The sequence below is a fragment of the Acidovorax sp. LjRoot117 genome (genome assembly GCF_964252695.1).
In the GTDB taxonomy this organism is placed as follows: Bacteria; Pseudomonadota; Gammaproteobacteria; order Burkholderiales; family Burkholderiaceae_C; genus Acidovorax.
This window is the reverse complement of sequence record NZ_CAXUPO020000018.1, coordinates 43,602-69,311: the sequence shown is the minus strand read 5'-3', so window position 1 is coordinate 69,311 and position 25,710 is coordinate 43,602. Positions and strand designations below refer to the sequence as shown.

22 protein-coding genes are annotated in these 25,710 nt (G+C 66.1%); 8 read left to right on the top strand and 14 right to left on the bottom strand.

Translation table 11 applies throughout. The annotated features are described in order from the left end of the window. Window positions 1-2: 2 nt before the first annotated feature. A complete protein-coding gene (locus ACSQ3D_RS26985; RefSeq protein WP_436128885.1) occupies window positions 3-1,583 on the bottom strand; it encodes a leucyl aminopeptidase in 1,581 nt (526 codons plus the stop codon). A 45-nt stretch (window positions 1,584-1,628) separates the two neighbouring features. On the opposite strand from ACSQ3D_RS26985, the gene lptF reads away from it, so the two are divergent. The 6 genes from lptF (at window position 1,629) to ACSQ3D_RS26955 (ending at window position 7,143) form a co-directional block, all read left to right on the top strand. Continuing rightward, window positions 1,629-2,735, top strand: coding sequence for an LPS export ABC transporter permease LptF (gene lptF, locus ACSQ3D_RS26980; protein WP_056414734.1), 1,107 nt, complete (start codon window positions 1,629-1,631; stop codon window positions 2,733-2,735). After that, window positions 2,732-3,838: an LPS export ABC transporter permease LptG gene (lptG, locus tag ACSQ3D_RS26975; RefSeq protein ID WP_436128884.1), complete on the top strand. Its 1,107-nt coding sequence runs from the start codon at window positions 2,732-2,734 to the stop codon at window positions 3,836-3,838. Before lptF ends, lptG begins: the two co-directional genes overlap by 4 nt. A 33-nt stretch (window positions 3,839-3,871) precedes the next feature. Further along, a complete protein-coding gene (locus tag ACSQ3D_RS26970) occupies window positions 3,872-4,249 on the top strand; it encodes a sirohydrochlorin chelatase (RefSeq protein WP_436128883.1) in 378 nt (125 codons plus the stop codon). Window positions 4,250-4,320: 71 nt separating this feature from the next. Beyond that, window positions 4,321-5,262: a CysB family HTH-type transcriptional regulator gene (locus ACSQ3D_RS26965; protein ID WP_099655625.1), complete on the top strand. Its 942-nt coding sequence runs from the start codon at window positions 4,321-4,323 to the stop codon at window positions 5,260-5,262. A gap of 153 nt (window positions 5,263-5,415) precedes the next feature. Further along, complete coding sequence (locus ACSQ3D_RS26960; RefSeq protein ID WP_436128882.1) at window positions 5,416-6,567, top strand: pyridoxal phosphate-dependent aminotransferase; 1,152 nt, start codon at window positions 5,416-5,418, stop codon at window positions 6,565-6,567. Between the two features lie 27 nt (window positions 6,568-6,594). Beyond that, window positions 6,595-7,143 (top strand): hypothetical protein, encoded by a 549-nt coding sequence (locus ACSQ3D_RS26955; protein WP_436128881.1) that lies wholly within the window; start codon window positions 6,595-6,597, stop codon window positions 7,141-7,143. Between the two features lie 65 nt (window positions 7,144-7,208). Here the strand turns inward: ACSQ3D_RS26955 and ACSQ3D_RS26950 are convergent, their stop codons facing one another. The 11 genes from ACSQ3D_RS26950 to ACSQ3D_RS26900 form a co-directional block, all read right to left on the bottom strand. Next, window positions 7,209-8,111, bottom strand: coding sequence for a DMT family transporter (locus ACSQ3D_RS26950; protein WP_436128880.1), 903 nt, complete (start codon window positions 8,109-8,111; stop codon window positions 7,209-7,211). A gap of 486 nt (window positions 8,112-8,597) precedes the next feature. After that, window positions 8,598-10,133 carry a RimK family protein gene (locus ACSQ3D_RS26945; protein ID WP_436128879.1) on the bottom strand — a complete coding sequence of 512 codons (1,536 nt, stop codon included), beginning with the start codon at window positions 10,131-10,133 and terminating at the stop codon, window positions 8,598-8,600. 1 nt (window position 10,134) lies between these two features. Beyond that, on the bottom strand, window positions 10,135-11,253 hold the full coding sequence (locus tag ACSQ3D_RS26940) for a peptidase C39 family protein (RefSeq protein WP_436128878.1): 1,119 nt from the start codon (window positions 11,251-11,253) through the stop codon (window positions 10,135-10,137). 206 nt (window positions 11,254-11,459) lie between these two features. Then, on the bottom strand, window positions 11,460-11,849 hold the full coding sequence (locus tag ACSQ3D_RS26935) for a hypothetical protein (protein WP_436128877.1): 390 nt from the start codon (window positions 11,847-11,849) through the stop codon (window positions 11,460-11,462). Window positions 11,850-11,972: 123 nt separating this feature from the next. Beyond that, window positions 11,973-12,677 carry a two-component system response regulator KdpE gene (kdpE, locus tag ACSQ3D_RS26930; protein ID WP_094291090.1) on the bottom strand — a complete coding sequence of 235 codons (705 nt, stop codon included), beginning with the start codon at window positions 12,675-12,677 and terminating at the stop codon, window positions 11,973-11,975. A gap of 7 nt (window positions 12,678-12,684) precedes the next feature. After that, the gene (locus tag ACSQ3D_RS26925; protein WP_436128876.1) at window positions 12,685-15,456 is read right to left on the bottom strand and encodes a DUF4118 domain-containing protein; all 2,772 of its coding nucleotides are present in this window, start codon (window positions 15,454-15,456) and stop codon (window positions 12,685-12,687) included. A 45-nt stretch (window positions 15,457-15,501) separates the two neighbouring features. Next, window positions 15,502-16,074, bottom strand: coding sequence for a potassium-transporting ATPase subunit KdpC (gene kdpC / locus ACSQ3D_RS26920; RefSeq protein ID WP_436128875.1), 573 nt, complete (start codon window positions 16,072-16,074; stop codon window positions 15,502-15,504). A gap of 10 nt (window positions 16,075-16,084) precedes the next feature. Further along, on the bottom strand, window positions 16,085-18,184 hold the full coding sequence (gene kdpB / locus ACSQ3D_RS26915) for a potassium-transporting ATPase subunit KdpB (protein ID WP_056414699.1): 2,100 nt from the start codon (window positions 18,182-18,184) through the stop codon (window positions 16,085-16,087). Window positions 18,185-18,193: 9 nt separating this feature from the next. Further along, on the bottom strand, window positions 18,194-19,999 hold the full coding sequence (gene kdpA, locus ACSQ3D_RS26910) for a potassium-transporting ATPase subunit KdpA (RefSeq protein WP_436128874.1): 1,806 nt from the start codon (window positions 19,997-19,999) through the stop codon (window positions 18,194-18,196). A 1-nt stretch (window position 20,000) separates the two neighbouring features. Next, window positions 20,001-20,099, bottom strand: a complete 99-nt coding sequence (locus ACSQ3D_RS26905; protein WP_056414695.1) for a potassium-transporting ATPase subunit F — start codon at window positions 20,097-20,099, stop codon at window positions 20,001-20,003. A 229-nt stretch (window positions 20,100-20,328) separates the two neighbouring features. Next, complete coding sequence (locus tag ACSQ3D_RS26900; RefSeq protein WP_436128873.1) at window positions 20,329-21,303, bottom strand: magnesium and cobalt transport protein CorA; 975 nt, start codon at window positions 21,301-21,303, stop codon at window positions 20,329-20,331. A gap of 173 nt (window positions 21,304-21,476) precedes the next feature. Between ACSQ3D_RS26900 and ACSQ3D_RS26895 the strand changes: the two genes are divergently transcribed. Continuing rightward, window positions 21,477-22,208 (top strand): TorF family putative porin, encoded by a 732-nt coding sequence (locus ACSQ3D_RS26895; protein WP_436128872.1) that lies wholly within the window; start codon window positions 21,477-21,479, stop codon window positions 22,206-22,208. A 30-nt stretch (window positions 22,209-22,238) separates the two neighbouring features. On the opposite strand, the gene ACSQ3D_RS26890 is transcribed toward ACSQ3D_RS26895, so the two are convergent. Next, entirely contained in the window at window positions 22,239-23,192 is a 954-nt protein-coding gene (locus ACSQ3D_RS26890) for a helix-turn-helix transcriptional regulator (protein ID WP_436128871.1), read from the bottom strand. A gap of 97 nt (window positions 23,193-23,289) precedes the next feature. Between ACSQ3D_RS26890 and ACSQ3D_RS26885 the strand changes: the two genes are divergently transcribed. Further along, window positions 23,290-23,898, top strand: a complete 609-nt coding sequence (locus ACSQ3D_RS26885) for a glutathione S-transferase family protein (protein ID WP_436128870.1) — start codon at window positions 23,290-23,292, stop codon at window positions 23,896-23,898. Between the two features lie 170 nt (window positions 23,899-24,068). Here the strand turns inward: ACSQ3D_RS26885 and rng are convergent, their stop codons facing one another. Beyond that, window positions 24,069-25,556 carry a ribonuclease G gene (gene rng / locus ACSQ3D_RS26880; protein ID WP_436128869.1) on the bottom strand — a complete coding sequence of 496 codons (1,488 nt, stop codon included), beginning with the start codon at window positions 25,554-25,556 and terminating at the stop codon, window positions 24,069-24,071. Window positions 25,557-25,710 lie beyond the last annotated feature (154 nt).

The window sequence follows — 25,710 nt, the reverse complement described above, 5'->3', positions numbered from 1 at the left end:
ACTCAGGCGCCGCCGGCCTTGGCCGTGCGCCGGTTCGACGCGGGCTTGGCGGTGGCGGCGCGCGGCGCACCAGCGGCTGCAGCGGCCGATGCGGGCCTGGCAGCCTTGGTCACTTTGGCCGCCTTGGCAGCCTTGCCGGCGGTCGCGCCGGCTTCGTTCAGCAGGTACTGCACCAGCAGTCCCACGGGACGGCCGGTGGAGCCCTTGGCCGCCCCGCCCTTCCAGGCGGTGCCGGCGATGTCCAGGTGCGCCCAGGGCAGGTCGCCCACATACTTTTGCAAAAACTTGGCTGCGGTGATCGATCCGCCCGCGCGGCCCGCCACATTGCCCATGTCCGCAAAATTGCTCTTGAGCCCGTCGGCGTAGTCGTCGTCGAGCGGCATGCGCCAGCACAGGTCCTGCGCAGTGTCACCTGCGTCCTGCAGCGCCGTGGCCAGCGCATCGTTGTTGGCAAACAGCCCGCTGCGCACGCCGCCCAGGGCGATCACGCAGGCACCCGTCAAGGTGGCGATGTCCACCACGGCGGCGGGCTTCAGGCGCGCGGCATAGGTCAGTGCATCGCACAGCACCAGGCGGCCTTCGGCATCGGTGTTCAGGATCTCGATGGTCTGGCCGCTCATGCTGGTGACCACGTCGCCGGGCTTGACCGCGCGGCCGTCGGGCATGTTCTCGCAGGCCGGAATCAGGCCGACCACGTTGATGTCGGGCTGCAGCTCGCCCAGCGCGCGGAACACGCCCAGCACGCTGGCGGCGCCGCACATGTCGAACTTCATTTCGTCCATCTCGGCCGCGGGCTTGATGGAGATGCCACCGGTGTCGAAGGTGATGCCCTTGCCCACCAGCACCACCGGTGCCTTGTCCTTGGCCGCACCGCTGTAGCGCAGCTCGATGAAGCGCAGGGGCTCTTCCGAGCCGCGCGCCACGGCCAGGAAGGCGCCCATGCCCAGGCGGGCGACTTCCGCCGGGCCGTGCACCTTGCACTGGATGCGCGGCAGCTTGGCCAGGGTCTTGGCGGCATCGGCCAGCAGGGTCGGCGTGGCGTGGTTGGCGGGGCGGTTGCCCCATTCGCGCGCAAACTCGACGCCCGAGACCAAGGCCACGCCGGTATCAAAGGCCTCGCGCACGTCGGCCGCGCTGTGCACGCCCACCACGCAGCGGCTCAGGGCCCGCGCCTCCACCTTGGACTTGGTGGTGGTGTAGACATAGCTGGCCTCCGCCACCGCCTGCACGGCGGCATTCACGGCCCCCGCCTGTGCCTTGGCGGCAAAACACACGACCACGCGCTTGGTATGCGGCGCCTTGATGGCGCCGCCCACGGCCAGCAGCGCCTGGCGCATGGCACGGGCCGCACCGTCGCCCGCGCCCAGCAGGATCAACCGGCGGGCGGCGGTGCCGGCGGCCTGGTAGAGCTGCAGGCTCTTGCCCGCCTTGGTGGCCAGATCTCCATTCTTGAGCGCCTGCGCAGCCAGGGTGGACAGCGCGTCCTTCCCGGGCTTGAACCCCTCGGGGATGAGCGCGATCAGCAGATCGCATTTTTCCGACGCGGCCGCAGTGAGTTCAAGGGTCTTGAGATCAAAGTTCATAATCGATGTTTTCCTTTTTCAGCGTGCTCTACAGGCTGCGAGCCAATGTTATTCGATTCATCCATCCGCAAGGAGCTGGCGCGCAGCTTTGGTGCGACGCTCGTGGTGCTGGTGACCGTGGTCATGACCATGATGCTGATCCGCACCCTCGGCCAGGCCTCCCGGGGCAGTGTCAGTCCATCCGATGTGATGCTGGTCATGGGCTTCACCGTCCTCGGGCAGCTGCCCACCATCCTGAGCCTGAGCCTCTTCATCGCCGTGGTCGGCACGCTGTCGCGCATGTACCGCGACAGCGAGATGGTCATCTGGTTCGCCAGCGGCCGCGGCCTCATCAGCCTGCTCAAGCCCCTGGTGCGGTTTGCCTGGCCGGTGATGGCGGTGGTCGCCGTTCTTTCGCTGCTGGTCTGGCCCTGGGCCAACTCGCAGATCCAGGAACTCAAGACCCGCTACGAGCAGCGCAGCGACATCGACCGCATCGCACCGGGCGAATTCCAGGAATCCTCCAACGGCAGCCGCGTGTTCTTCATCGACAAGGAAAGCGCGGACACGCAGACCGGCAACAACATCTTCATCGCCGCCACCGACGGCACGCGGGAGTCCGTGACATCGGCGCGCAGTGCGCGGTTGGAGACCCAGAACGGCGAGCGCATGGCCCTGCTGACGGACGGCCAGCGCCTGGAGACCACGCGCGACAAACCCGGCGTGAAGGTGAGCGAGTTCTCCGAATACGGCACCCGCATCGGCTCGGCGCCCTCGGGGTCGGCCGAAGAACTGTCTGTCAAGACCCGCGCCACGCATGAACTGGTGATGAACCCCCTGCCCGCCTTCCAGGCCGAATTGGGCTGGCGCATCGGCCTCGCGCTTGCGGCCCTGAACTTCGTGGTGCTGGGTCTGGCCGTGGCCAGCGTCAACCCGCGGGCCGCGCGCAGCACCAGCCTGGTGTTCGCGCTCTTTGCCTTCATCGTCTACTACAACCTCATGACCCTGGGGCAAAGCTGGGTCGGGGCCGGCAGGCTCGGCCTGGCCAGCTTCATGGTGCTGCTGCACGGCGGCATGCTGGTGGCGTCGCTGCTGGTGCTGGCCGCGCGCCACAACCAATGGACCATCCGCCGGCTCTGGCAGGCCGGCCCGAAGCCCCGGAGCGCCCCATGAAAACCATCCGCCGACTCATCCACCGCGAAGCCCTGCTGGCCGTCACCTTCGTGACCGCCGGGTTCCTGGCCCTGTTCTTCTTTTTTGACCTGGTGGACGAACTGCGCTGGGTAGGCAGGACGGGTGCCGAGGGCTACCAGCTGTCGCACGCCTTCCTGTTCGTGGTGCTCAGCATTCCCAGCCACCTGTACGAACTGCTGCCCATCACGGTGCTCATCGGCACCATCTTCGTGATGGCGCGCCTGGCGCAAAGCTCGGAGTTCACCATCATGCGCACCAGCGGCATGGGCCCCTGGCGGGCACTGCGCACCCTGTTGACGCTGGGCGGCGTGTTCGTGCTGTTCACGTTCGCGGTGGGCGACTACATTGCGCCGCTGACCGACCGAGCGGCCCAGCTGGTGAAGGTGCGGTACCTGGGCCGCCTGACCACCGGCGCCACGGGCGCCTGGCTCAAGGAGCGGCAAGAGGACCACTCCTTTGCGGTGAATGTGCGCGCACTCACCCCGAACGGCGGCATGCTGGATGTGCGCATCTTCGAGTTCGACGGCAAGGGCCGCCTGGCATCGCAAACGCGCGCTGCCTCGGGCCAGTTTGGCACCGATGGCGCCTGGGAGCTTGAAAAAGTGCAGCGCAGCAAGTTCGAGCAGCGCGGCACCACCGAGGCCCGGGTCGAGCACCTGGACTCCCCCACGCTGCAGTGGCCCACCCGCATCAGCGCCGACATGGTGGCTGCATCGCTGCTCAAGCCCGACCGCATGGCCACCATCGACCTGTTCCAGTACATACGCCATCTGGATGCCAACGGGCAGTCCGCCCAGCGCTACGAGATCGAGTTCTGGCGCAAAGTGTTCTACCCGCTCTCGTGCTTGGTGATGGTGGTGCTGGCCCTGCCTTTTGCCTACCTGCACTTCCGCTCGGGCGGCATTGCGGGCTACGTGTTCGGCGGGGTGATGGCGGGCATCAGCTTCTTCCTGCTGAACAACGTGTTCGGCTACGCGGGCAACCTGCAGAACTGGTCGCCGTGGCTGACTGCCGCGGCGCCGGGGCTCATCTACTCCGTGCTGTCGCTGGCCGCGTTCGGGTGGCTAGTGCTCAGGCGTTAGCTTCCTGCTTTCTTACTTCGACCCCGATACGCCATGAGCCTGAGTGCCATCATCTTGTTTGCCCATGGGTCGCGCGACCCCCTGTGGCGCGCGCCCATGGAAGCAGTCGCCGCACGCATTGCGGCCGCCCACCCCGAGCGGCCCGTGGCCTGCGCGTACCTGGAGCTGTGCAGCCCCAGCTTGCCCGAGGCCGCTGCCCAGCTGGTAGCGCAAGGTGCCGCGCAGGTCACCGTAGTGCCGATGTTTCTGGGCACGGGCAAGCACGCGCGGGAAGACCTTCCGGTGCTGGTGCAGGCGCTGCGCAGCGCCCACCCCGCCACGCAATTCCATGTGCAGCAGGCCATCGGCGAAGACCCGCGCATGACCGCACTGATGGCCGATATAGCCTGTGAGAGCCCCGCCGGGCGATAAATCAGGCAGGGTTGTCTGATTTCTTTAGATGGTTGCAGCATAATGATGCAACTCTTTAGGCGATATCAGATATGAATCTGCACCAATTCCGTTTTGTGCAAGAGGCCGCGCGGCGCAACCTCAACCTGACCGAGGCGGCCAAGGCCCTGCACACATCCCAGCCCGGTGTCTCCAAGGCCATCATCGAGCTGGAAGAAGAATTGGGCGTGGACATCTTCGCGCGCCACGGCAAGCGCCTCAAGCGCATCACCGAGCCGGGCCAGCACGTGCTCAAGAGCATCGAAGTCATCATGCGCGAGGTGGGTAACCTCAAGCGCATCGGCGAGCAGTTCAGCGCGCAGGACAGCGGCACGCTCAGCATCGCCACCACCCACACCCAGGCCCGCTACGTCCTGCCGGTGCCGGTGGCGCGCCTGCGCGAGGCGTACCCCAAGGTCAACATCAGCCTGCACCAGGCCACGCCGCACGAAGTGGCCCGCATGATCATCGACGAGGTGGCCGAGATCGGCATGGCCACCGAGTCCCTGGCGGACTACCCCGAGCTGGTCACCCTGCCCTGCTACGAATGGCAGCATGTGTTGGTGGTGCCCACCGACCACCCGCTGGCGCAAAAGGAACGCATCGGCCTCGATGACCTGGCGCACGAAGCACTCATCACCTACCACCCCTCCTTCACCGGCCGCGGCAAGATCGACCACGCCTTTGCCGCCCGCAAGCTGCAGCCGCGCATCGTGCTCGAAGCCATCGACTCGGACGTGATCAAGACCTATGTGCGCCTGGGCCTGGGCATTGGCATCGTGGCCGAGATGGCCATGCGCGACGACCCGATGGGCGACCTGGTGGTGCGCCCCGTGGGCCACCTGTTCGGCCAGAGCGTGGCCCGCGTGGCCTTCAAGCGCGGAGCCTACCTGCGCAACTTCGTCTACAAGTTTGCCGAGCTGCTCAGCGACCGCCTGAGCCGCGAACTCATCGCCCGGGCGATGACCGGTCATGTGAACGACTACGAACTTTGAAACACCCCCTGAGCCGCTTCGCGGCTTCCCCCTCCAGGGGGACGCCGCCGGTGGCCTGGCAAAGCCAGTTCCACGGCGTCCGCTGGCTTGGCCTGCTCCGCGGCCTTCGGGCCGACAAACGCCGCGCTGATTTCCCATGATTCACTCCACGCGATGAGCACTCCGTCCTTCCCCAGCAAGCTGCCCAACGTGGGCACCACCATCTTCACCGTGATGTCGGCGCTGGCCGCAGAGCACCAGGCCGTCAACCTGGGCCAGGGCTTTCCCGACTTTGAATGCGCCCCCGAGCTGGTGAACGCCGTCACGGCGGCCATGCAGGCCGGCCACAACCAGTACCCGCCCATGCCCGGCGTGCCGGTGCTGCGCGAGGCCGTGGCCCGCAAGATCGAAGCGCTGCATGGCCGCGCCTACAACCCCAACACCGAAGTCACCATCACGGCCGGTGCCACGCAGGCCATCATCACCGCCATTCTGGCCGTCGTGCACCCGGGTGACGAGGTCATCGTGCTCGACCCCTGCTACGACAGCTACGTGCCCAACATCGAGCTGGCAGGCGGCAAGGCGGTGCGCGTGCCGCTCACGCCCGGCAGCTTCCGGCCCGACTTCGGCAAGATCAGCGCGGCCATCACGCCGCGCACCCGCGCCATCCTCATCAACAGCCCGCACAACCCCAGCGCCACGATCTGGACGGCCGAGGAGATGCGCCATCTCGAAGACCTGCTCGCGCCCACCGACATCCTGCTCATCAGCGACGAGGTGTACGAGCACATGGTGTTCGACGGCGCCGAGCATGAAAGCGCCGCGCGCTTTCCGGGCCTGGCGGCGCGCGCGTTCATCGTGTCGAGCTTTGGCAAGACCTTCCACGTCACCGGCTGGAAGGTCGGCACCGTGGCGGCCCCCGCCGCGCTGACGGCTGAGTTCCGCAAGGTGCACCAGTTCAACGTGTTCACCGTGAACACGCCCATGCAGCACGGCCTGGCCGCCTACCTGCAGGACCCGGCGCCCTACCTGCAGCTGCCCGCGTTCTACCAGGCCAAGCGCGACCTGTTCCGCCAGGGCCTGGCGGACTCGCGCCTGAAGCTGCTGCCCAGCACCGGCAGCTACTTCCAGTGCGTGGACATCTCGGCCGTGAGCGATTTGAACGAATCGGACTTCTGCCAGTGGCTCACCCGCGAAGTGGGCGTGGCGGCGATTCCGCTGTCGGCGTTCTACGGCGACGGGTTCGACCAGCGCGTGGTGCGCTTTTGTTTCGCCAAGAAAGACGACACGCTGCGCGCCGCGCTGGAGCGGCTGCGCAAGCTGTGATGCACTAAAGCGCGCCCACACTCGAAGATGAAAAACAAGAAGCTTCAGATATCGCTTTTCGAATTTCTTCAGTCCGGCCGGTTTGGGCCTCTTACGCCAAAAAGAAATTGCTCGCCCGAAGACATTACGAAAATCTTCGGTCAACCAGACAGCATCGAGATTTACGGGCCCATCGGCCCCGATGGGCCCTATCGTGCTGGAGATGAGCGCTGTTTTCCAGTCATCCTGGCCTACGGCGTCATCGAATTTCATTTCGATGCGCCATTGCTGATGTATACGTTGTTCTCAGACTGTTTCTTCTCAGGACGCCCTCGCGGCGGCCCTCTCAAACTGACGGACACAGCGCTGCTGCGCCACAGCAGGCCACTCAATGAATTCTTGATCCTGGCGAAATCAAGAGGCCTCGAAATCCGCTCGGTCGTTCCAACGCAACCACCGCTTGCAGTGATACTCACAACGAGTGAGGGCGTCACCCTTCACTTCGAGCATCAGGATGCGAGCGCTCCTGGCTCCCAGCCCACCTTGCGGGCTTTCTCATGGGCACACGACTTCCGAGACCGCTCCAGCCCTGCATAGCAAGGTAGGAGCAGCGCGAGTTCAGGCAATGCCCGCATGACCCCAATCGGAGGGACACGCGACCGCTATCGAGTCTGCCTGGCCAGCCACACCCCCGCAGCCGCCAGCGCCATGCCCGCCAGCGCCCAGCCGCTGAGCGTCTCTCCAAACACGGCCCAGGCGATCAGCGCGGTCGTGGGCGGGGTCAGGTAGAACAGGCTGGCCACGTTCACCGCGCCGCCGCGGCGGATCAGCACATTCAGCAAACTGACGGCGCCCAGGGACAGCACCAGCACCAGCCAGCCCAGCGCGAACACGAACTCACCGCTCCATGTGATCGCCATGGTTTCAGTCGCATAGGCCAGCACCGCCATGGCGACGGCACACGGCAGGTACTGGATCACCGAGCCCGTGCGCAGGTCGAACGAGGGGCAGAACCGCTTCTGGTACAACGTTCCCGCCGTGATGCCCAGCAGCGCCACCAGGGCGGGCAGCAGCATGCCCGCCAAGGCACCGGCAGGCACGGTCGCCACCTTGCCCGCCACCACCAGCGCCACGCCGCTGAACCCCAACCCCAGCCCAACCCACTGCGCGGGCCGCACCTTCTCGCCCAGCAAGGCGCCCGCGACCAGCGCGGTCAACAGAGGCTGCAAGCCCACCACCAGCGCCGTGATGCCCGACGGCAACCCGTGCCCGATGGCCATGAACACCCCGCCCAGGTACACGCCATGCACCAGCAGGCCCGACATTGCGATGTGCCCCCAGGCCCTGCCTGCCGGCGGCCAGGGCGCGCGCGCCAGCGCCACCACGGCCAGCATGAGCACGGTGACGATGGCAAAGCGCAGCCCCAGGAAGGTCAGCGGCTCGATGTAGGGCAAGCCCAGCTTGGCACCGATGAAGCCCGTGCTCCAGAGCGCGACAAACAACAACGGGGCGATTGAATCCAGCGGATTCGAGACGGGGGACTGGTGGGGTGTTGCCTGGGTCATGGGGGGCTGAAGATCAAGCGCCCGCCTGCAGCAGCCACACCGGATTTGGGAGGATGCCAAGGCAGCGGCAGTGCGGCAGAGGGCCCGCCAATCATCGCACCGTCTGCCGGCCACGGGGGCTGCGCCCGCATGCCCTGGTCGCAGTCCCATTCACCAACCAGGCACAAGCAACTGCCATGACAGCCATGATGAACCAGCCCCAAGCCCCCGCCGTGTCCACACCTGTGCGGGCTGCGCGGCAAGCAGGCGCAGGACTGGCGTCTGTTGGTGAGCGCGGCACAGACACAAACCAAGAAAACAAGAGAAAAAGCGGCCTCCCGCGCATCCACAAAGCGCTATATGCTACTTATTTGATAGCAAATCAATCGCACACTGCCGCGTCCCCACAGAAGAAAGAGCGGGTGTGAGCAGCCCCACCATCTGCCCACACCCTCCCTTTGCAATCGGGCCAATGTCGGGTGCCGACCCGCCAACGGACAACACGCGCTAGCCCGCAGCCACCGCCAGGCCCAGGGCGGGCTGGTGATCCAGGCCGCCCACCACGCGGCTGTTGCTGAAGCGCTGCTCCACCTGCCTGAGAAAATGGGTGAGCAGCAAGCGGTACAGGCCATCGCCCAAGGCTGCGTCCTCCACCCCCACATCGAGGTTCGGGTTGTCGTTGATCTCGATCACGTACACCCCGGACGCCGTGGCCTTCAGGTCCACGCCATAGAAACCATCGCCCACCAGGCGGGCAGAGCTGACAGCCGCCGCCACCACCTGCGGGGGCACCTGGTCCAGCGGTATGGCCTGCACCCGGCCCTCGGTGTACTTGCCATTGGCCGTGTGTTGAAGGATCTGCCAGTGGCCGTCGCACATGAAGTACTTCGCTGCAAAGATGGCCTGGCCTGCCAGCACGCCGATGCGCCAGTCGAAGTCGGTGTACATGAACTCCTGCACGAGGATGATTTCCGACTCCTTGAGCATGTCCCGGGCGATGCCATGCAGCTGTTCAAAGTTCTCCGCCTTTTTCACACTGCGGCTGAACGCGCCGTCCGGCACCTTCACCACCACCGGGTAGGCCAGCCGGTGCTGCATGTCGGCCAGCGTGCGGCGGCTGACCATGTGCGTGAGCGGGGTGGCAATGGCATGCTCGCGCAGCAGCTCGGCCAGAAAAGCCTTGTTGGTGCAGCGCAGGATGGACGCGGGGTCGTCGATGACCGGCATGCCCTCCGCCATGGCTTTGCGCGCGAACTGGAAGGTGTGGTGGGTCACGGCCGTGGTCTCGCGGATGAAGAGTGCGTCAAACTGGGTCAGCCGCGCCAGGTCCTTTTTTTCGATCAGTTCGACGGCAATGCCCATCTCCTGCCCCACATCGACCAGCTTGCGCAGGGTCTTGAGGTTGGACGGCGGGAGACGATCGTGCGGGTCGTGCAGCACCGCCAGGTCCATGCGCGGCTGGGGCATCGCGATCATGGGGCGCCAGCTACGCCGTGTGTACTGGAGCAGGGCCTGCACAAAGACCTCGTCGCGCGCGGCATCGACATCGCGCAGGTCCAGCGCCTGCAGGCCACCGATCTGCCAATGGGCCGACTGCTCCTGCCTCTCCAGCGTGACCTCCATCAGCGGGCAACGGAACAGCTCGAAGCTTTTGCGAGCCAGCGCAGCCAGTGACGGGTCGTCCATGATCCCGAAGAAGACATGCAGCGTCAGTGTGTTCACCGAGCGCGGTATCTCCTTGAGCGGGCCAATCAGCCGGTTCAGCTGCGCCAGCGCCGACGGCTCGAGGCGTTTGCGCTGCAGGCTCAGGATGGTGTCCACACTGGGCGTTACGCGGTCACCACGCGCCTCGGCCAGCAGCGAGCAGTAGTAGCCCATGCTGAGGTAGCCGTAGCTCCTGCACAGGTTGGTGACCTTGCGCACGCGCCCACGGTGCAGCGGCTGCTCTGCAACGAATTGCTCTGCCGTGATGACCTTGATGTCGGGCTGGCTCCATCGAAAGTCGGCCAGTTTTTCCACCACGATGACATGTTCTGAGGACAATTTATTTCTTTCCAGAAAGGATGACGGCGGCAGTGCGCCCACGGCGCCCATACCTTGCGACTTTCTTGAATTCGCTCCAACTGATGGACACACCGCCGTCCGGGTCACCGGAACGTGCCATGGGGTCCAGCAGGCGAAACACCGCACCATCGAAGCCGGTGATGACCACCCAGTGCGGCGTCTTCTGCCGGTGCAGGCGCCACAAGCTGATGAGCACAATGGGCAGGCGCCCCGCCCGCAGCTGCTCGATCACGCTGTCGGGCGACACCGGCCGCGCATGGATCGGCACCTGGCGCGCCTCCAGTGCCGCCCTGAAGTCGTTCTCCACCAACTGGATCACGTCCTTCTTGCGGGGGTCGCGCACGCTGTCCATGAACAGCCATGCACCGGCAGCCGCATACACCGACACCTCAAAGCCGTGGGCCAGCGCGGCATGCGCCAACCCGAAAGGCCCACACCCGCCATGGCCTGCGGCCATGAACACCGTGGTGGCCTCGCGCCACAGGCGGATCTCGGCCGCCTGGTTCACCGGCATGGCCGGGTCCATGGCGGACATCGCCATCAGCAGCGCACAGGGGCCACAGGTGAAGTCCAGCGTCTGCGCGTAGTGGCGCACCTGGTGCGACGCCGCCGCCTGGGCCAATGCGCCATCGAACAGGTCCTTCTGAAAGCACAGGGCCTGTTCGCCATCCTCGTAGTAAGCGGTTTTGCAGCAGGTGTGCACAAAGCCGTGGCGCGCGAACAGACGGTGCGCCGACAGGTTGCCAGCCCTGCTCTCCAGCCGCAGCACCGCACAGCCCGCATCACGCGCATCGCGGATCGCCGCAGCCAGCAGCCCGCTGGCCACGCCCGCGCGCCGCACGGACGGTGCCACCGCTATGGAGTACAGGCGTGCCACGGACGATCCTTCGCGGCGCAATACCACGCAGGCCCCACCCAATGTCTGTCCCGATCGGACCACCAGCACGCGGGCCGAGGGGCTCAACAACAGACGCCCCCAGCTCCTGCGCGAAATCCTGTCGCTGGAGAACGCGGCGTTTTCGAGCTGCTCCAGTGCGGGTAAATCTGCAGGGCCCGCCGGTGCGACGCCCCGCTCATCCGTCGACGGTGGTCGCTTCACGGGCAGTCCCCACGGGGCCGGTGCGCCTTGCGGTCAGACAGCTTCAATGCCATCCACCCCACTCCGATCGGAACCACGAGCACCATCACGGCCAACAACAATGCGATCCAATCAACCATGGCGCAGCAGCTCCTGGCGCATGCCGCACAGGGCGCTGCGCACAAAGCCAGCCTCAATGATTGGGCACCGCTGCGCGCTGCAATGGTTCAGTGGCATGAAAGTGCCCCCGCGCAAGACCCGCTGGCCGCGCAGCCAATCTCGAGCTGCGGCAGGCCAGAGGCCAGGCAACGCTTGGCACTCTCCAGGTCGCGCCGCAGGATGTACAAAGTGCCCTTGGCCGTGTGGCGGGGCACGTCGAACGCCAGGCTGTATCCGCGCAGCTGCTGCCCGAGCACGGCCTGCAGCCTCGCGCGCAGGCTCTGCCCATCGGCATACGGCGTGGTGAACGGAACCAGCACCAACCCGGTGGGATCGCCATCACTCTCCCCCAGAGGCAACAGGTAAACCCGGTGCAAGCCCATACTGGGGCAACTCTTCATCAGCATGTTTTCACCACACGGAGCCCCCGGCAGGCACTTGTGGCCGGTGTTGAACATGCTGCCAGTCTAGGAAATCCGGCGTAAATCGTTCGTAAAAAATGCGGGGGCGGACATCAAATCGCTGTCAATCCGGCGGGGTTCCCCACGCATGTGCGCGGGTGCGCAGGGCTGGCACCAGCCCTACACCGCCAGCCGGTATCCCACCCCCGACTCGGTGAGCAGATGGCGGGGCTGCGCGGGGTCGGCCTCCAGCTTTTGGCGCAGGTGCCCCATGTAGATGCGCAGGTAGTGGCTCTGGTCCGACCGCATGGGCCCCCACACCTCGCGCAGCAGCTGCTTTTGGGTGATGACCCGACCCGCATTCGCCACCAGCACCATGAGCATGCGGTACTCGGTGGGGGTCAGGTGCACCTCCACACCCGCCTTGCGCACCAGGCGCGCACTGCGGTCCACCTCGACATCGCCGAAATGGAACAGCGGCTCCGCCGCCTCCTGCACCAGCCCGTTGCCGGTGGCGGCGCGGGGCCTGCGCAGGTTGGCCCGCACCCGCGCCAGCAACTCGCCGGTGCCAAAGGGTTTGGTGAGGTAGTCGTCAGCACCCGCGTCGAGTGCCGCGATCTTGTCGGTCTCATCGGTGCGTGCGGACAACACGATGATGGGCACGGCGGACCAGCCCCGCACATCGCGGATGAGCTCCACCCCATCGCCATCGGGCAGCCCCAGGTCCAGCACCAGCAGGTCGGGGTGGCGGGTGCCTGCGGCAGAAAGGCCCTCGCGCAGGGTTCCCGCCTCGTGCACCTGCCAGCCCTCGGCCTCCAGCGCGCTGCGCACAAAGCGCCGGATCTGCGGCTCGTCCTCGATCACCAAAACGGTACGTATCTGCATTGTTTTCTCAAGGGGCAGAAACGCCCCGCTCCATCTCACTCAAACCGGGGTCGGGCGGCGGCTCGCGCCGCGCCAGGGTCACGGTGAATTCTGCCCCGCCCCCTTCCGCACTGGCGGCAGAGATCGCACCGCCATGCGCTTGCACGACGGCCTTGCAGATCGCCAGCCCCAGGCCCACGCCCGGGGTGGCGGATTCCGCCTGGCCCCGGGTGAATTTTTCAAACAGGGTGTGCTCTTTGCCACGCACCGAGGCGGGCAGGCCCGGGCCATGGTCCCGCACCTTCAGCACCAGCATGTTGTCGGTGGTGGATGCTTTCACCACCACCGGTCCCGCGCCGTACTTGGCCGCATTCTCCAGAAGGTTGACCAGCACGCGCTCGATGAGCACAGGGTCGAACTCCACCAGCGGCAGGTCGGCGGGCACCTCGGTGCGCACAGGCATGTCGCCCAGTGCTGGTCGGGCGGCCCGGATGGCAGAGCCAACCACCTCTTCCACCGACTGCCAGTCCCGCCGCAGATGGACGCTCTGCCCCGACACATCGCTCTCCAGGCGCGCCATGTCCAGCAGGTTGCTGACCAGTGCATTGAGCTGGTGCGCCTGGCGCACGATGGCCTTGGCCACGGTGCCTGTCTCTTGCGGCGGAGCGACCTGCAACGATTCGGCGAGCGTGATCAGGGCCGTGAGGGGGGTGCGGACATCGTGCGATACCGCGCCCAGCAGGGCATTGCGCAGGCGTTCAGACTCCATGTCCACCACGGCCTGCTGCGCAATGTCCACGTAATGCACACGCTCCAAGGCGATGGCGATCTGCCGGGCCAGGGTGTCGAGCTGTTGGGCCTGCTCGGGGATCAGCAGCCAGCGGGGCTGCGCAGGCTCCAGCGCCAGCACACCACGCACGCGCATGGGGGCCTTCAGCGGCTCATAGCGCCAGGCCTGCGCGGCCAGCGTGTTGGTGGCCAGGCCCGCGCTCTGCCCCTGGCGCAGCGTCCAGTCCGCCACGCTTTTGTCAAAGCCCGGCGGCACATCGTCGGGGTATTCAAGACGGTCCGACGCGTCCAGCGCCACCACCACGGCGCGGCCCCCGAAGTGTCCCTGCACGGCCGCCGCGCCGATCTCGATGACCTGGCTGGTCTCCAGCGCCGCAGACAGCTCGCGCGTCAACTCAAACAGCGACTGGGCCCGCCGCTCCCGGCTGATCGACACCCCGGCGGCAAACCGCAACCCGGCCGTGAGCTGCCCCACCAGCAGCCCCACACCCAGCATCACCGCAAAAGTGACGACGTACTGCACATCGCTCACCGCGAACGACAGGCGCGGCGAGACGAAGAAGAAGTCGAACGCCAACACATTCAGCAACGCTGCCATCGCTGCGGGCACGCGCCCAAAACGCATGGCCACTGCGACAACCCCCACCAGGTAGAGCATCACGATGTTGGTGAGCTCCAGCAAACCATGCAGCGGTGTCGCCAGCACCGTGACGGCAATGCTGGCGCCCAGCGCCCACAAAAACCCCTGCCAGCGATAGCGCCCTGCGCCGGGCTCGCCCGCATCCCCGTCATCATCCAGGCCGATGTTGCGGTCCCACAGCGCCCGAGGCAGGCGCCGCGAGCTACCCGCATGCGCTGCCTCGACGATGTCGAGCGAAGGCGCCCGTTCGGCCAACTCGCGCGCAACACCCTTGGAAGTGAAAAGTTTGCGCCAGCCCGCCCGCGCGGCGGGGCGCCCCAGCACCAGGGTGGCGCAGTTCAGATGCAGCGCCTGCGCCGCCAGGGCCGGCGCCACGCGGTCGCCCGTGAGCACGGCCGTCTCGGCACCCAGCTCCTGCGCCAGTTGCAGCACGGCCAGAATCCTGTCGCGCTGGGCTGCGCCCAGGCGCTGCAGCCTTGGCGTCTCCACATAGGCGGCATGCCACTTCACATTGAGCTGCCCCGCCAGGCGGGCGGCTGTGCGCACTGTCTGCGCCGCGTCTTCGTGGGGCCCGACACAGGCCAGGATGCTGCCCGAGGTGTTCCAGGCACTGCCCACGCGGCTGCCGGAAGCGCCCGACTGCTCCACCCGCCAGCCCAGCACATCGTCTTCCACGTGCTCCGCCGTGCGCCGCAGCGCAATCTCCCGCAGGGCGATCAGGTTGCCCTTGCGGAAAAAGCTCTGCGCCGCGCGTTCGGCCTGCTGGGGCACGTAGACCTTGCCAGCGCCCAGGCGGGCGATCAGCTCGTCGGGCGTGGCGTCGACCAGCACCACTTCGTCGGCGTTGTCCAGAACGGTGTCGGGCACCGTTTCGTGCACACGCACACCGGTGATGGCCCCCACCGTGCCGTTCAGGCTCTCCAGATGCTGCACATTGAGTGCCGTCCACACGTCGATGCCGGCAGCCAGCAGCTCCTGCACATCCTGCCAGCGCTTGGCGTGGCGGGAACCCTGCACGTTGGAATGCGCGAGTTCATCCACCAGCAAGATGGCAGGCTTGCGGGCCAGGGCCGCATCCAGATCGAACTCGGAAAGCGTCCTGCCCCGGTACTCCACCTGCTTCAGGGGCAGCGACTCCAGCCCCTCCAGCAACGCAGCGGTTTCCGCCCGGCCATGGGTTTCCACCACGCCGATGAGGATGTCGCGCCCCGCGCGCCGCTCGCGCTGCGCGGCACTGAGCATGGCCCAGGTCTTGCCGACCCCGGCATTGGCACCGAAGTAGATGCGCAGCCTGCCCCGCTGGGTCTGCTCTTCCTGGGCGCGCAGTTGCGCAATCAAAGCATCGGGGTCGGGGCGCTGGATGTCAGTCATGCATCAACAAGTATCGGTGCCAAAAGTCAGAGCATGTCACGCATGTCAGCGCAAGCCGTCGAGCGCCAGGTTCAGCGCCAGCACGTTCACCCGGGGTTCGCCCAGCAGCCCCCACAGCGGCTGCTCCGCGTGCTTGCCAATCACGGCATTCACGCTGGCCACCGGCAGGCTGCGAGCCCGCGCCACGCGCCCTGCCTGGTACTGCGCCGCAGCCAGGCTGATGTGCGGGTCCAGGCCACTGGCCGAGGCCGTGACCAGGTCCACCGGCACGGGGCCCGTGTTGCCAGGGTCGGCCGCGCGCAGGGCTTGTACGCGCGCCTTCACGGCATCGGTCAGCGCCGGATTGAGCGGCCCCTGGTTGGAACCGCTGGACGCCGCCGCGTTGTACGGCATGGGTGCCGTGGCCGATGGGCGGCCCCAGAAATGCCCGGGGTCTGAAAAGTTCTGGCCGATCAGCGACGAACCGACGGTCTGGCCATTGCGCTGCACCAGGCTGCCCGCTGCCTGCTGGGGAAACACCGCCTGGGCGGCGCCCGTCACCGCCAGCGGATAGAGCAGCCCGGTCAGCACGCTCAACAAGGCAAACAGCACCAGCGCGGGGCGAAGAATGTTTTTCATCAGAATCTCCTCAGATCAGCCCGACGGCCACCAGTATCCAATCAATCAGCTTGATGCCCACAAACGGCACCAAGAGCCCGCCCAGCCCATAGATGGCCAGGTTGCGACGCAGCAGCGCCGCCGCACCCACCGGGCGGTAGCGCACGCCGCGCAAGGCCAGGGGAATCAGGAACACGATCACCAGCGCATTGAAGATCACGGCCGACAGGATGGCGGACGACGGACTTGCCAGCTGCATGACGTTGAGCGCGGACAGCTGCGGGTAGGTGGACACGAAGATGGCCGGCACGATGGCGAAGTATTTCGCCACATCGTTCGCGATGGAAAAGGTGGTGAGCGAGCCGCGTGTCATCAAGAGCGCCTTGCCGGTCTCCACCACTTCCAGCAGCTTGGTGGGGTTGGAGTCCAGGTCCACCATATTGCCCGCCTCCTTGGCGGCCTGCGTGCCGCTGCCCATGGCCACGGCCACGTCGGCCTGGGCCAGCGCGGGGGCGTCGTTGGTGCCGTCGCCGGTCATGGCGACCAGGCGGCCTTCTGCCTGGTACTTGCGGATCAGCTCCAGCTTGTCTTCGGGCGTGGCTTCGGCCAGGAAGTCGTCCACCCCCGCCTCGGCCGCGATGGCCGCTGCCGTGAGCTTGTTGTCGCCGGTGATCATCACGGTCTTGATGCCCATGCGGCGCAGCTCGATGAAGCGCTCCTTGATGCCCGCCTTGACGATGTCCTTGAGCTCGACGATGCCCAGCACATGGCTGCCCTCGGCCACCGCCAGGGGCGTGCTGCCGCGCAGGGCCACCTGGTCGGCAGCGCTCATGACATCCTGGGGCATCTTGCCGCCCAGGGCTTCCACATGCTTGGCCAGCGCCAGCACGGCCCCCTTGCGCAGCATGGTGAGAGCAGATTCCGGCTGCCCCTCGGCTGCGGGCAGGTCCACGCCGCTCATGCGGGTCTGGGCTGTGAAGGGCACCAGCGTGACGCCCTGCGGGTTCTGTCCATCCACGCCGGCGCGGCGGGCCAGCTCCACAATGCTGCGGCCTTCCGGCGTTTCATCTGCCAGCGACGCCAGCAAGGCGGCGCGCGCAAGGCGCTCTTTGGACACACCCGGCGCAGGCAAAAATGCGCTGGCCTGGCGGTTGCCGTGGGTGATGGTGCCGGTCTTGTCCAGCAGCAGCACGTCCACGTCGCCTGCGGCCTCCACGGCCCGGCCCGAGGTGGCGATCACATTGGCCTGCATCATGCGGCTCATGCCAGCCACCCCCACGGCAGACAGCAGGCCGCCAATGGTGGTGGGGATCAGGCACACCAGCAGGGCCACCAGCGCGGTCAGCGAGACCACAGTGCCCGCGCCCGACGCCTGCACGCTGAAGATCGAAAACGGCAGCAGGGTCACGGTAACGACCAGGAACACGATGGTCAGCGCCACGAGCAAAATGGTGAGCGCGATCTCGTTGGGCGTCTTCTGGCGCTTGGCGGCTTCCACCATGCCGATCATCCGGTCGAGGAACGACTCGCCCGGGTTCACCGCCACGCGCACCACCAGCCAGTCGGACAACACCCGGGTGCCGCCGGTCACGGCAGAAAAATCGCCACCGGACTCACGCACCACGGGGGCCGATTCTCCGGTGATGGCGCTCTCGTCCACCGAGGCCACGCCCTCGATCACCTCGCCGTCCAGCGGGATCACATCGCCAGCCTCCACCAGCACCACGTCGCCCCGGCGCAGGTTGGTGGCCAGCTCGGGCAAGAACGCAGCACCGTGCACGGGCTCCTTGAGCTTCTTGGCCCAGGTTTCCTTGCGCAGGCCGCGCAGCGAGGCGGCTTGCGCCTTGCTGCGCCCTTCTGCCAGCGCTTCGGCAAAATTGGCAAACAGCACGGTGAACCACAGCCAGACCGTGATGGCCAGCACGAACGCCGGGCGCATGCTCGCATCCTCAGGCGCATTGAGTGCATGCAGCCACAGCAGCGTGGTGAAGATGCTGCCGATGTACACGATGAACATCACCGGGTTGCGCCACTGCACCAAAGGACTGAGCTTGGCCAGCGCGCCCCAGAGCGCGGTCTTGATCAACGCTGCATCCAGCAGCGAAACGGAAGAAGTTTTTTTCTTGGTCATTGCCATACCTCACTGAACCCGGAGCATCAGGTGCTCCACCATCGGACCCAGGGCCAGGGAGGGCACGTAATTGAGAAGACCCACCAGCAGCACGGTGCCGATCAGCAGCGTGACAAACAAGGGACCGTGTGTGGGCATGGTGCCCGCCGTGACTGGCAAGCGCTTCTTGGCCGCCAGCGAACCCGCAATGGCCAGCACCGGCACGATCACGCCGAAACGGCCCAGCCACATCGCCAGCCCCAGCAGCACGTTGTAGAACGGCGTGTTGGCCGACAGGCCCGCAAACGCGCTGCCGTTGTTGTTGGCGGCAGACGTCAGCGCATACAGAATTTCAGAGAACCCATGCGCACCCGGGTTGGCGATGCCCGCCCTGCCCGCGTCCGTGGCCACGGCGATCGCCGTGCCCACCAGCACCAGAATGGGCGTGACCAGGATGGCCGCCGAGGTGAGCTTCATCTCACGCACCTCGATCTTCTTGCCCAGGTACTCCGGCGTGCGGCCAATCATGAGGCCCGCCATGAAGACGGCGAGGATGGCAAACACCAGCATGCCGTAGAGACCCGTGCCCACGCCACCAAACACCACTTCGCCCAGCTGCATCAGCACCAGCGGCACCATGCCGCCCAGGGGCGTGAAGGAGTCGTGCATGGCGTTCACGGCACCGCATGAGGCGGCAGTGGTCACGGCAGCGAACAGTGCCGACGCATTGATGCCGAACCGCACCTCCTTGCCTTCCATGTTGCCGCCCGCTTGCAGGGCGCTGGCGGTTTGCTCCACGCCCAGCCCCACCCATTGCGGATTGCCGACTTTCTCGGCGGAAACCACAGCGATCACAGCCACCACGAACATCACCGTCATGGCCGCCAGGATCGCAAACCCCTGGCGCTGGTCGCCCACAACGCGGCCAAACGCAAAACACAGCGCGGCGGGAATCAGGAAAATCGCCAGCATCTGCACGAAGTTGGTCAGTGCCGTCGGGTTCTCATAGGGATGGGCGGAATTGGCATTGAAAAAGCCACCGCCGTTGGTGCCCAGCATCTTGATGGCTTCCTGCGATGCCACCGGGCCCATGGCCAGGGTCTGGGTGTTGCTTGTCCTGGCTTCCATCACCGGTGCGCCATCGCCGCCCACCACCGGCTGGCCCGATGCGTCGAGCTTGGGCACTTCATAGGCCGTCGTCTCCAGCGTCGCCACATCCTTGTAGGCGTCAAAGTTCTGGATCACGCCCTGCCCGACCAGCACGATGGAAATCACGAACGCGATGGGCATCAGCACCCAGGCCGTGATGCGCGTGACATCGGCCCAGAAGTTGCCCACAAAGCCCTGGCCATCGGTGCTGCGCGCTGCAAAACCGCGCGCCAGCGCAAACGCCACGGCGATGCCGGTGGCCGCCGAGAAGAAGTTCTGCACCGACAGGCCCAGCATCTGCGTGAGGTAGCTCATGGTGGACTCGCCGCCATAGCCCTGCCAGTTGGTGTTGGAGACAAAGCTGATGGCGGTGTTGAACGAAGAATCGCCCGACACTGCGGCCATGCCCTGCGGATTGAGCGGCAGCAGGTGCTGCAAACGCTGCAGGCCATACACCGCAAAAGCGCCGATGGCATTGAAAGCCAGCAGCGCCAGCGCATAGCTGCGCCAGTGCATCATCTGATGCGGCGCGACCCCGGCCAGTTGGTACAAAGGTTTTTCGATGGCATGCATCCACCTTGGCAGGCGGCCATCACAGACTGCAGCCAGCCATTTGCCAAGCGGCCACGCCAACACGCCCAGCACGATCAGGAAGAGCCCCAGCAGGCTCCAGGCAGAGGTATCCATCTCAGAACTCCTCCGCGCAGATCAGCGCAAAGACCAGGTAGGCCAGCAGCACCAAGGCCACGATGGCGCCAAAGCCATAGAGCATTTCCATGCCGATCATGAACGCTCCCCCTTGGCCGGGCCGAACTTGCCCAGCAAAACCACGGCCTCAGCCATGACCACCCACAACGCCGCCAGCGCGGCAATCCATAACACGTCCATCGACAACTCCTGCATCAAAACGTATGTTTGATTCTCAGAAGGTGGCCGTAAAAAGTGTGCACAGGTTGTGGAGGGCGCCGTAAAAATGGCGTAAAAATGCCTGCTCGATCAGCAGATCGCAGACGGGTCTACAACCAGCCCGCCTTGCGAAAGCGGTAGTACAGATAGCCACAGGTGCTGGCGATGAGCGCGAGCGCAGCCGCGTAGCCATAGCGCCATTTCAGCTCGGGCATGCTGTCAAAGTTCATGCCCCAGATGCCCGCAAACGCCGTGCACACGGCAAACAGGCTGGCCCAAGCGGCCAGGCGCTTGACGACCTCTCCGTCCTCGATGGTGACCATGGAGAGGTTGACGTGGATGGCGGTGCCGATCGTGTCGCGAATGGAATCTATCGAGGTGTTGATCCGGCTCAGGTGGTCCACCACGTCACGAAAGTACTCCTGCGAGCCCATGCAGATCTGCGGAACACGCCCGCCATGCAGCTTGGCAGCCCCTTCCAGCAACGGGGCCACCGCATGCTTGAGCACCGTGAGGCGCTGTTTGAGTTCGTACAGCCGCCGGATGCTGGCTCGCGCAGCGCCCTGCGTAAAGATCTGCTGTTCGATGGTTTCCAGCTTCACCTCCAGCGCATCGATGACCGGGAAATAGCGGTCCACCACCGCATCCATGAGTGCGTACAGCACGAAGCCCGGCCCATTGCGCAACAGCTCGGGTTCCTGCTCGCAGCGCGCACGCACATCCACAAATCCACGTTGACTGCGGTTGCGCACCGACACCACATAGTTCTTGCCAACAAAGACATTGAGCTCACCAGGCCGTGACACCGGATCGGCAGCACCGCTGGATTCGAGCAAGTGCAGCACCACGAAGAGAGAGGACGCGTACTCCTCGACCTTGGGCCGCTGATGACCATGCCGGGCATCTTCTACCGCCAGTGGGTGCAGGCCGAACTCGGCCTGCAGTTCATCCAGCTCCTGCGGGGTCGCATCCTGCAGTGCCACCCACACGAAACACCCTGGCAGCGAAACGTGCTCGCTGATCTCGCTGACAGGGATGTCGGCCAGCTTGGTGCCGTCCTCGTACACAACACAATTGATCAACACCGCAGCACCCCTTGCAACACTGAAATGGAAGATGCAAGCAATCTTGCCATTGCCACAACGCCCCAGATCCACGGGCTTGCGCAACATTTACGGCGTGGGCTGCAATTTTTGCGAACTTTATACGCAGGCTTTTCTACGCTTGCGCTCTTGTCTTTTTCTCCACAATTGTTGCCATGAATCCCGCCTCTACCAAAGTACTCGCCGTCGCCCTGCTGGCCGCGCTCCCCATGCTGGCCAGCGCCCAGCTCACCGGCAACGTCAGCCTGACCACCAACTACAAGTTCCGTGGCCAGGACCAGGACGCCTCCAAGGCCAAGGCCGTCAAGCCCGCCCTGCAAGGCGGCTTCGACTACACCTTCGGCGAAACCGGCTGGTACGTGGGCAACTGGAACTCCAGCGTGGACTGGCTGGCCAACAACTCGCTCGAGTCCGACCTGTACGGCGGCTACAAGTTCAAGGCCGCCGGCGCCGACTTCGACGTGGGCGCGCTGACCTACATCTACCCCGGCAACAGCAACGGCAACACCACCGAGCTGTACGGCGCGGCCACCATGGGCCCCTTCACCGCCAAGTACTCGCACACCATCTCCAAGGACTACTTCGGGTTCGCAGGCGCCAAGGCGGGCTCGGGCCTGAAGGGCACCAACACCGGCTACCTGAACCTGGCGTTCGCCCAGGAAGTGGCCCCCAGCATCACGCTGAAGGCATCGGTGGGCTTCACCCTCTTTGCCAGCGACATCAAGGACACGGGCGTGCCCAACTACATGGACTACAGCGTGGGCGGCGCGTATGACTTCGGCAGCGGCCTGTCGCTCGGCGCTGCCGTGGTGGGCGCCAACAAGAAGGCCTTCTTCGGCCACGTGAACAAGTCGCGCGTGATCGTCACGCTCACCAAGACCCTGTAAGCCCGTCCTCCAAGGACGAGCAACGGGCCATCACAGCGCGCACCGCGCCGCCCGCGCGCCCGCCACCCGCAGCCGCTCTTTCAGCGCCGCGGGTGCCAGCACCTCAAAGTCCACATTGAGCGCCATCAGCCAGTAAACCAGCGAATCGCTGGCCGCGCATTCCAGCTGACTGCGCTGGCCACCGTCGACGCTGGACACCACGCCCGCAAACTGGGGGATACGGCGCGACATCAACGCATAGGGCGCGTGCAGCACCACGCGCGCCTGCTCAGTGTGAGCCGGTGCAGAAATCGAGCGGGATACGTAGCCCTTCAGATCACCGCCATCGGGCGATGCCCGCGGCGTGAAATGCGCGCCCACCTGCGGGTCGCCCACGATGCGGTCGATGCGGAAGGTGCGCCAGTCGCCCCGCACGCAGTCCCAGGCCACCAGGTACCAGCGCTCGCCGGTGTGCACCACGCCTTGCGGCTCCACGCTGCGCCGCGCGTGGCGGCCCTGGGCGTCTTCGTAGTGGAACTCGGTGCGCAGCTGGTCGCGGCAGGCGCCTGCCAACGTGGCAAGCACGGAGGCCTCGACCACGGGGCCGATGCGGTCGAGCGGCAGGATGGCCGAGCGCAGCGCGTCCACCCGCTTGCGCAGGCGCGCGGGCATCGCCTGCTCCAGCTTGACCAGGGCGCGCAGCGCGGGCTCTTCGATGCCGCCCACCGCACCGGCCGTGGCGGTGCGCAGCGCAATCGACACAGCCAGGGCCTCGTCGTCGTCCAGCAGCAGCGGCGGCAGCGCCTGCCCGGCCCGGAAGGCGTAACCGCCCGCCACGCCGCTGCTGGCATGCACCGGGTAGCCCAGCTGGCGCAGGCGGTCCACATCGCGCCGCACGGTGCGCGGGTGCACCTCCAGCCGCTCGGCCAGCTCGGGGCCCATCCAGTGGGTGCGGGTCTGCAGCAGGGAGAGCAGCCGCAAAAGACGCGTCGATGAACTCAACATGGCGCCACTGTACTTTTTATTGAGGACTAAAACTGTCCGCAATGGTTTCTACAGTGGAGACACCTTTTCTTTCACCCCCAACCCAAAGGAGTTCTCCATGTCCATCGTCCTCTACTGGCACCCCATGTCCAGCGCCAGCCCCATCGCCTGCGCCCTGGCCGAACTGGGCGTGCCCCACGAACGCGTGAAGGTCGACATCCGCACCGGCGAACAGCACCGCCCGGAATACCTGGCCCTCAACCCCAACGGCAAGGTCCCCACCCTGACGGTGGACGGCGCCCCGATGTTCGAGACCCTGGCCATCCATCTGTGGCTGGGCCACCGCTTTGGCATCGAGCGCGGTCTGTGGCCCGCGGCGGGCACGCCCGAGGCGCTGCAGGCGCTGTCGTGGTGTGCATGGTCGTATGTGACCTACGGCGCCTTGATGGTGCGCCTGAATGTGGCCACGCGGGGCGACGAGGCTTTGCGCAGCGACATCCATGCGCAGGCCGCCAAGGCGGGCCTGAATGACCTGCTGGCGGTGCTGGACGCGCGCCTGGCCGCGCAGCCCTGGGTGCTGGGCGCCGACTACTCGCTGGTGGACCTGGTCGTCGGCTCGGTGCTCGGCTACAGCGTGTTTCTGGGCGCACCGGTGAATGCGCACCCGCACGTGCAGGCCTGGCTGGCGCGGGTGCAGGCGCGGCCGGCGATGCAGATCGAATCCTGAGACGGATTGGCAGTCACCCCGCCGATCCGCTGGGACGAGCCGTTCAACAGCCTTGCCGAAACGTCGCGCGGCGCTTCGACAAGCTCAGCGTGAACGGACTCTTTGTTCACGAAGCGCTGCGACAGCGCCGACCGTCAGCGGGTGCGCAGGGCTGTGGCGATGCAGCGGCGCTACAGCAGCACGATGTCGTACTGCTCCTGCCCCACCGCGCTCTCGGCCTGCAGGGAGATGGGCTTGCCGATGAAGTCCGACAGCCCGGCCAGGTGCTGGCTCTCTTCGTCCAGGAACAGCTCCACCACCCGCGCCGAGGCGACCACGCGGAATTCGCGGGGGTTGAACTGGCGGGCTTCGCGCAGGATCTCGCGCAGGATGTCGTAGCAGACGCTGCGCGCGGTCTTCACGCTGCCCTTGCCCTGGCAGGCTTCGCAGGGCTCGCACAGCATGTGGGCCAGCGACTCCCGGGTGCGCTTGCGCGTCATCTCCACCAGGCCCAGCTGCGAGAAGCCGCCCGCCATGGTCTTGACCCTGTCGCGCGCGAGCTGCTTCTTGAACTCGGTCAGCACCGCGTCCTGGTGGCCGGCCTGCACCATGTCGATGAAGTCCACGATGATGATGCCGCCCAGGTTGCGCAGCCGCAGCTGGCGCGCAATGGCCTGCGCCGCCTCCAGGTTGGTCTTGAAGATGGTGTCATCGAAGTTGCGCGCACCCACGTAGCCACCGGTGTTCACGTCGATGGTGGTGAGCGCCTCGGTCTGGTCCACGATGAGGTAGCCGCCCGACTTCAGGTCCACGCGCCGGCCCAGGGCCTTGGCGACTTCTTCGTCGATGGAGTACAGGTCGAAGATGGGGCGCTCGCCCTTGTAGTGCTGCAGCTTGGGAGCAGCCGCGGGCATGAATTCCTGCCCGAAGGCGCGCAGGCGCTGGAATTGTTCCAGCGAATCGAGTCGGATGGTCTGCGTGTGGTCGCCCACCAGGTCGCGCAGCACGCGCTGCAGCAGGTCCAGGTCCTGGTGCAGCAGCGACATGGCGGGCAGCTTGAGCGATGCCTCCTTGATGCGGGCCCAGGTCTTGCGCAGGTAGGCGATGTCTTCGGCCAGTTCTTCGTCGGTGGAGTCTTCGCCATTGGTGCGCAGGATGAAGCCGCCGCCACCGCCCGTGGACTTGTCGCCCACCAGCGCCTGCAGGCGTGCGCGCAGCGCATCACGCTCGGCGCCGGGGATCTTCTGCGACACGCCCACGTGGTCGTCCTGCGGCAGGAACACCAGCAGGCGCCCGGCGATGCTGATCTGCGTGGACAGGCGCGCGCCCTTGGTGCCGATGGGGTCCTTGATGACCTGCACCATGAGGGACTGGCCCTCGAACACCTGCTTTTCGATCGGGATCTGCGGCTCGGTCTTGCGGGCGAATGCTGGCGGCTCGCCGTCAGGCTGGCGGTGCCACACATCGGCCACGTGCAAAAAGGCCGCGCGCTCCAGGCCAATGTCGATGAACGCGGACTGCATGCCCGGGAGCACCCGCGAGACCTTGCCCAGATAGACGTTGCCCACCAGGCCGCGCTCCAGCGTGCGCTCGATGTGCAGTTCCTGCACCGCACCGTGCTCCACGATGGCCACGCGGGTTTCCTGGGGAGACCAGTTGATCAGGATGTCTTGTTGCATGGCGTTGTCGTTATGTTTGGGTTTTGGTCGCTGCCGGGCTTTGGCTCCGTTCACGCCCCCACCATCACGTCTTTGCCGGTCCGCCGAGCGCTGGTGGCTTTGTGGGGGCCACAGCTGCCGGGCGGGCCCAGGGGGCGGGAGATGCGAGGGGGTT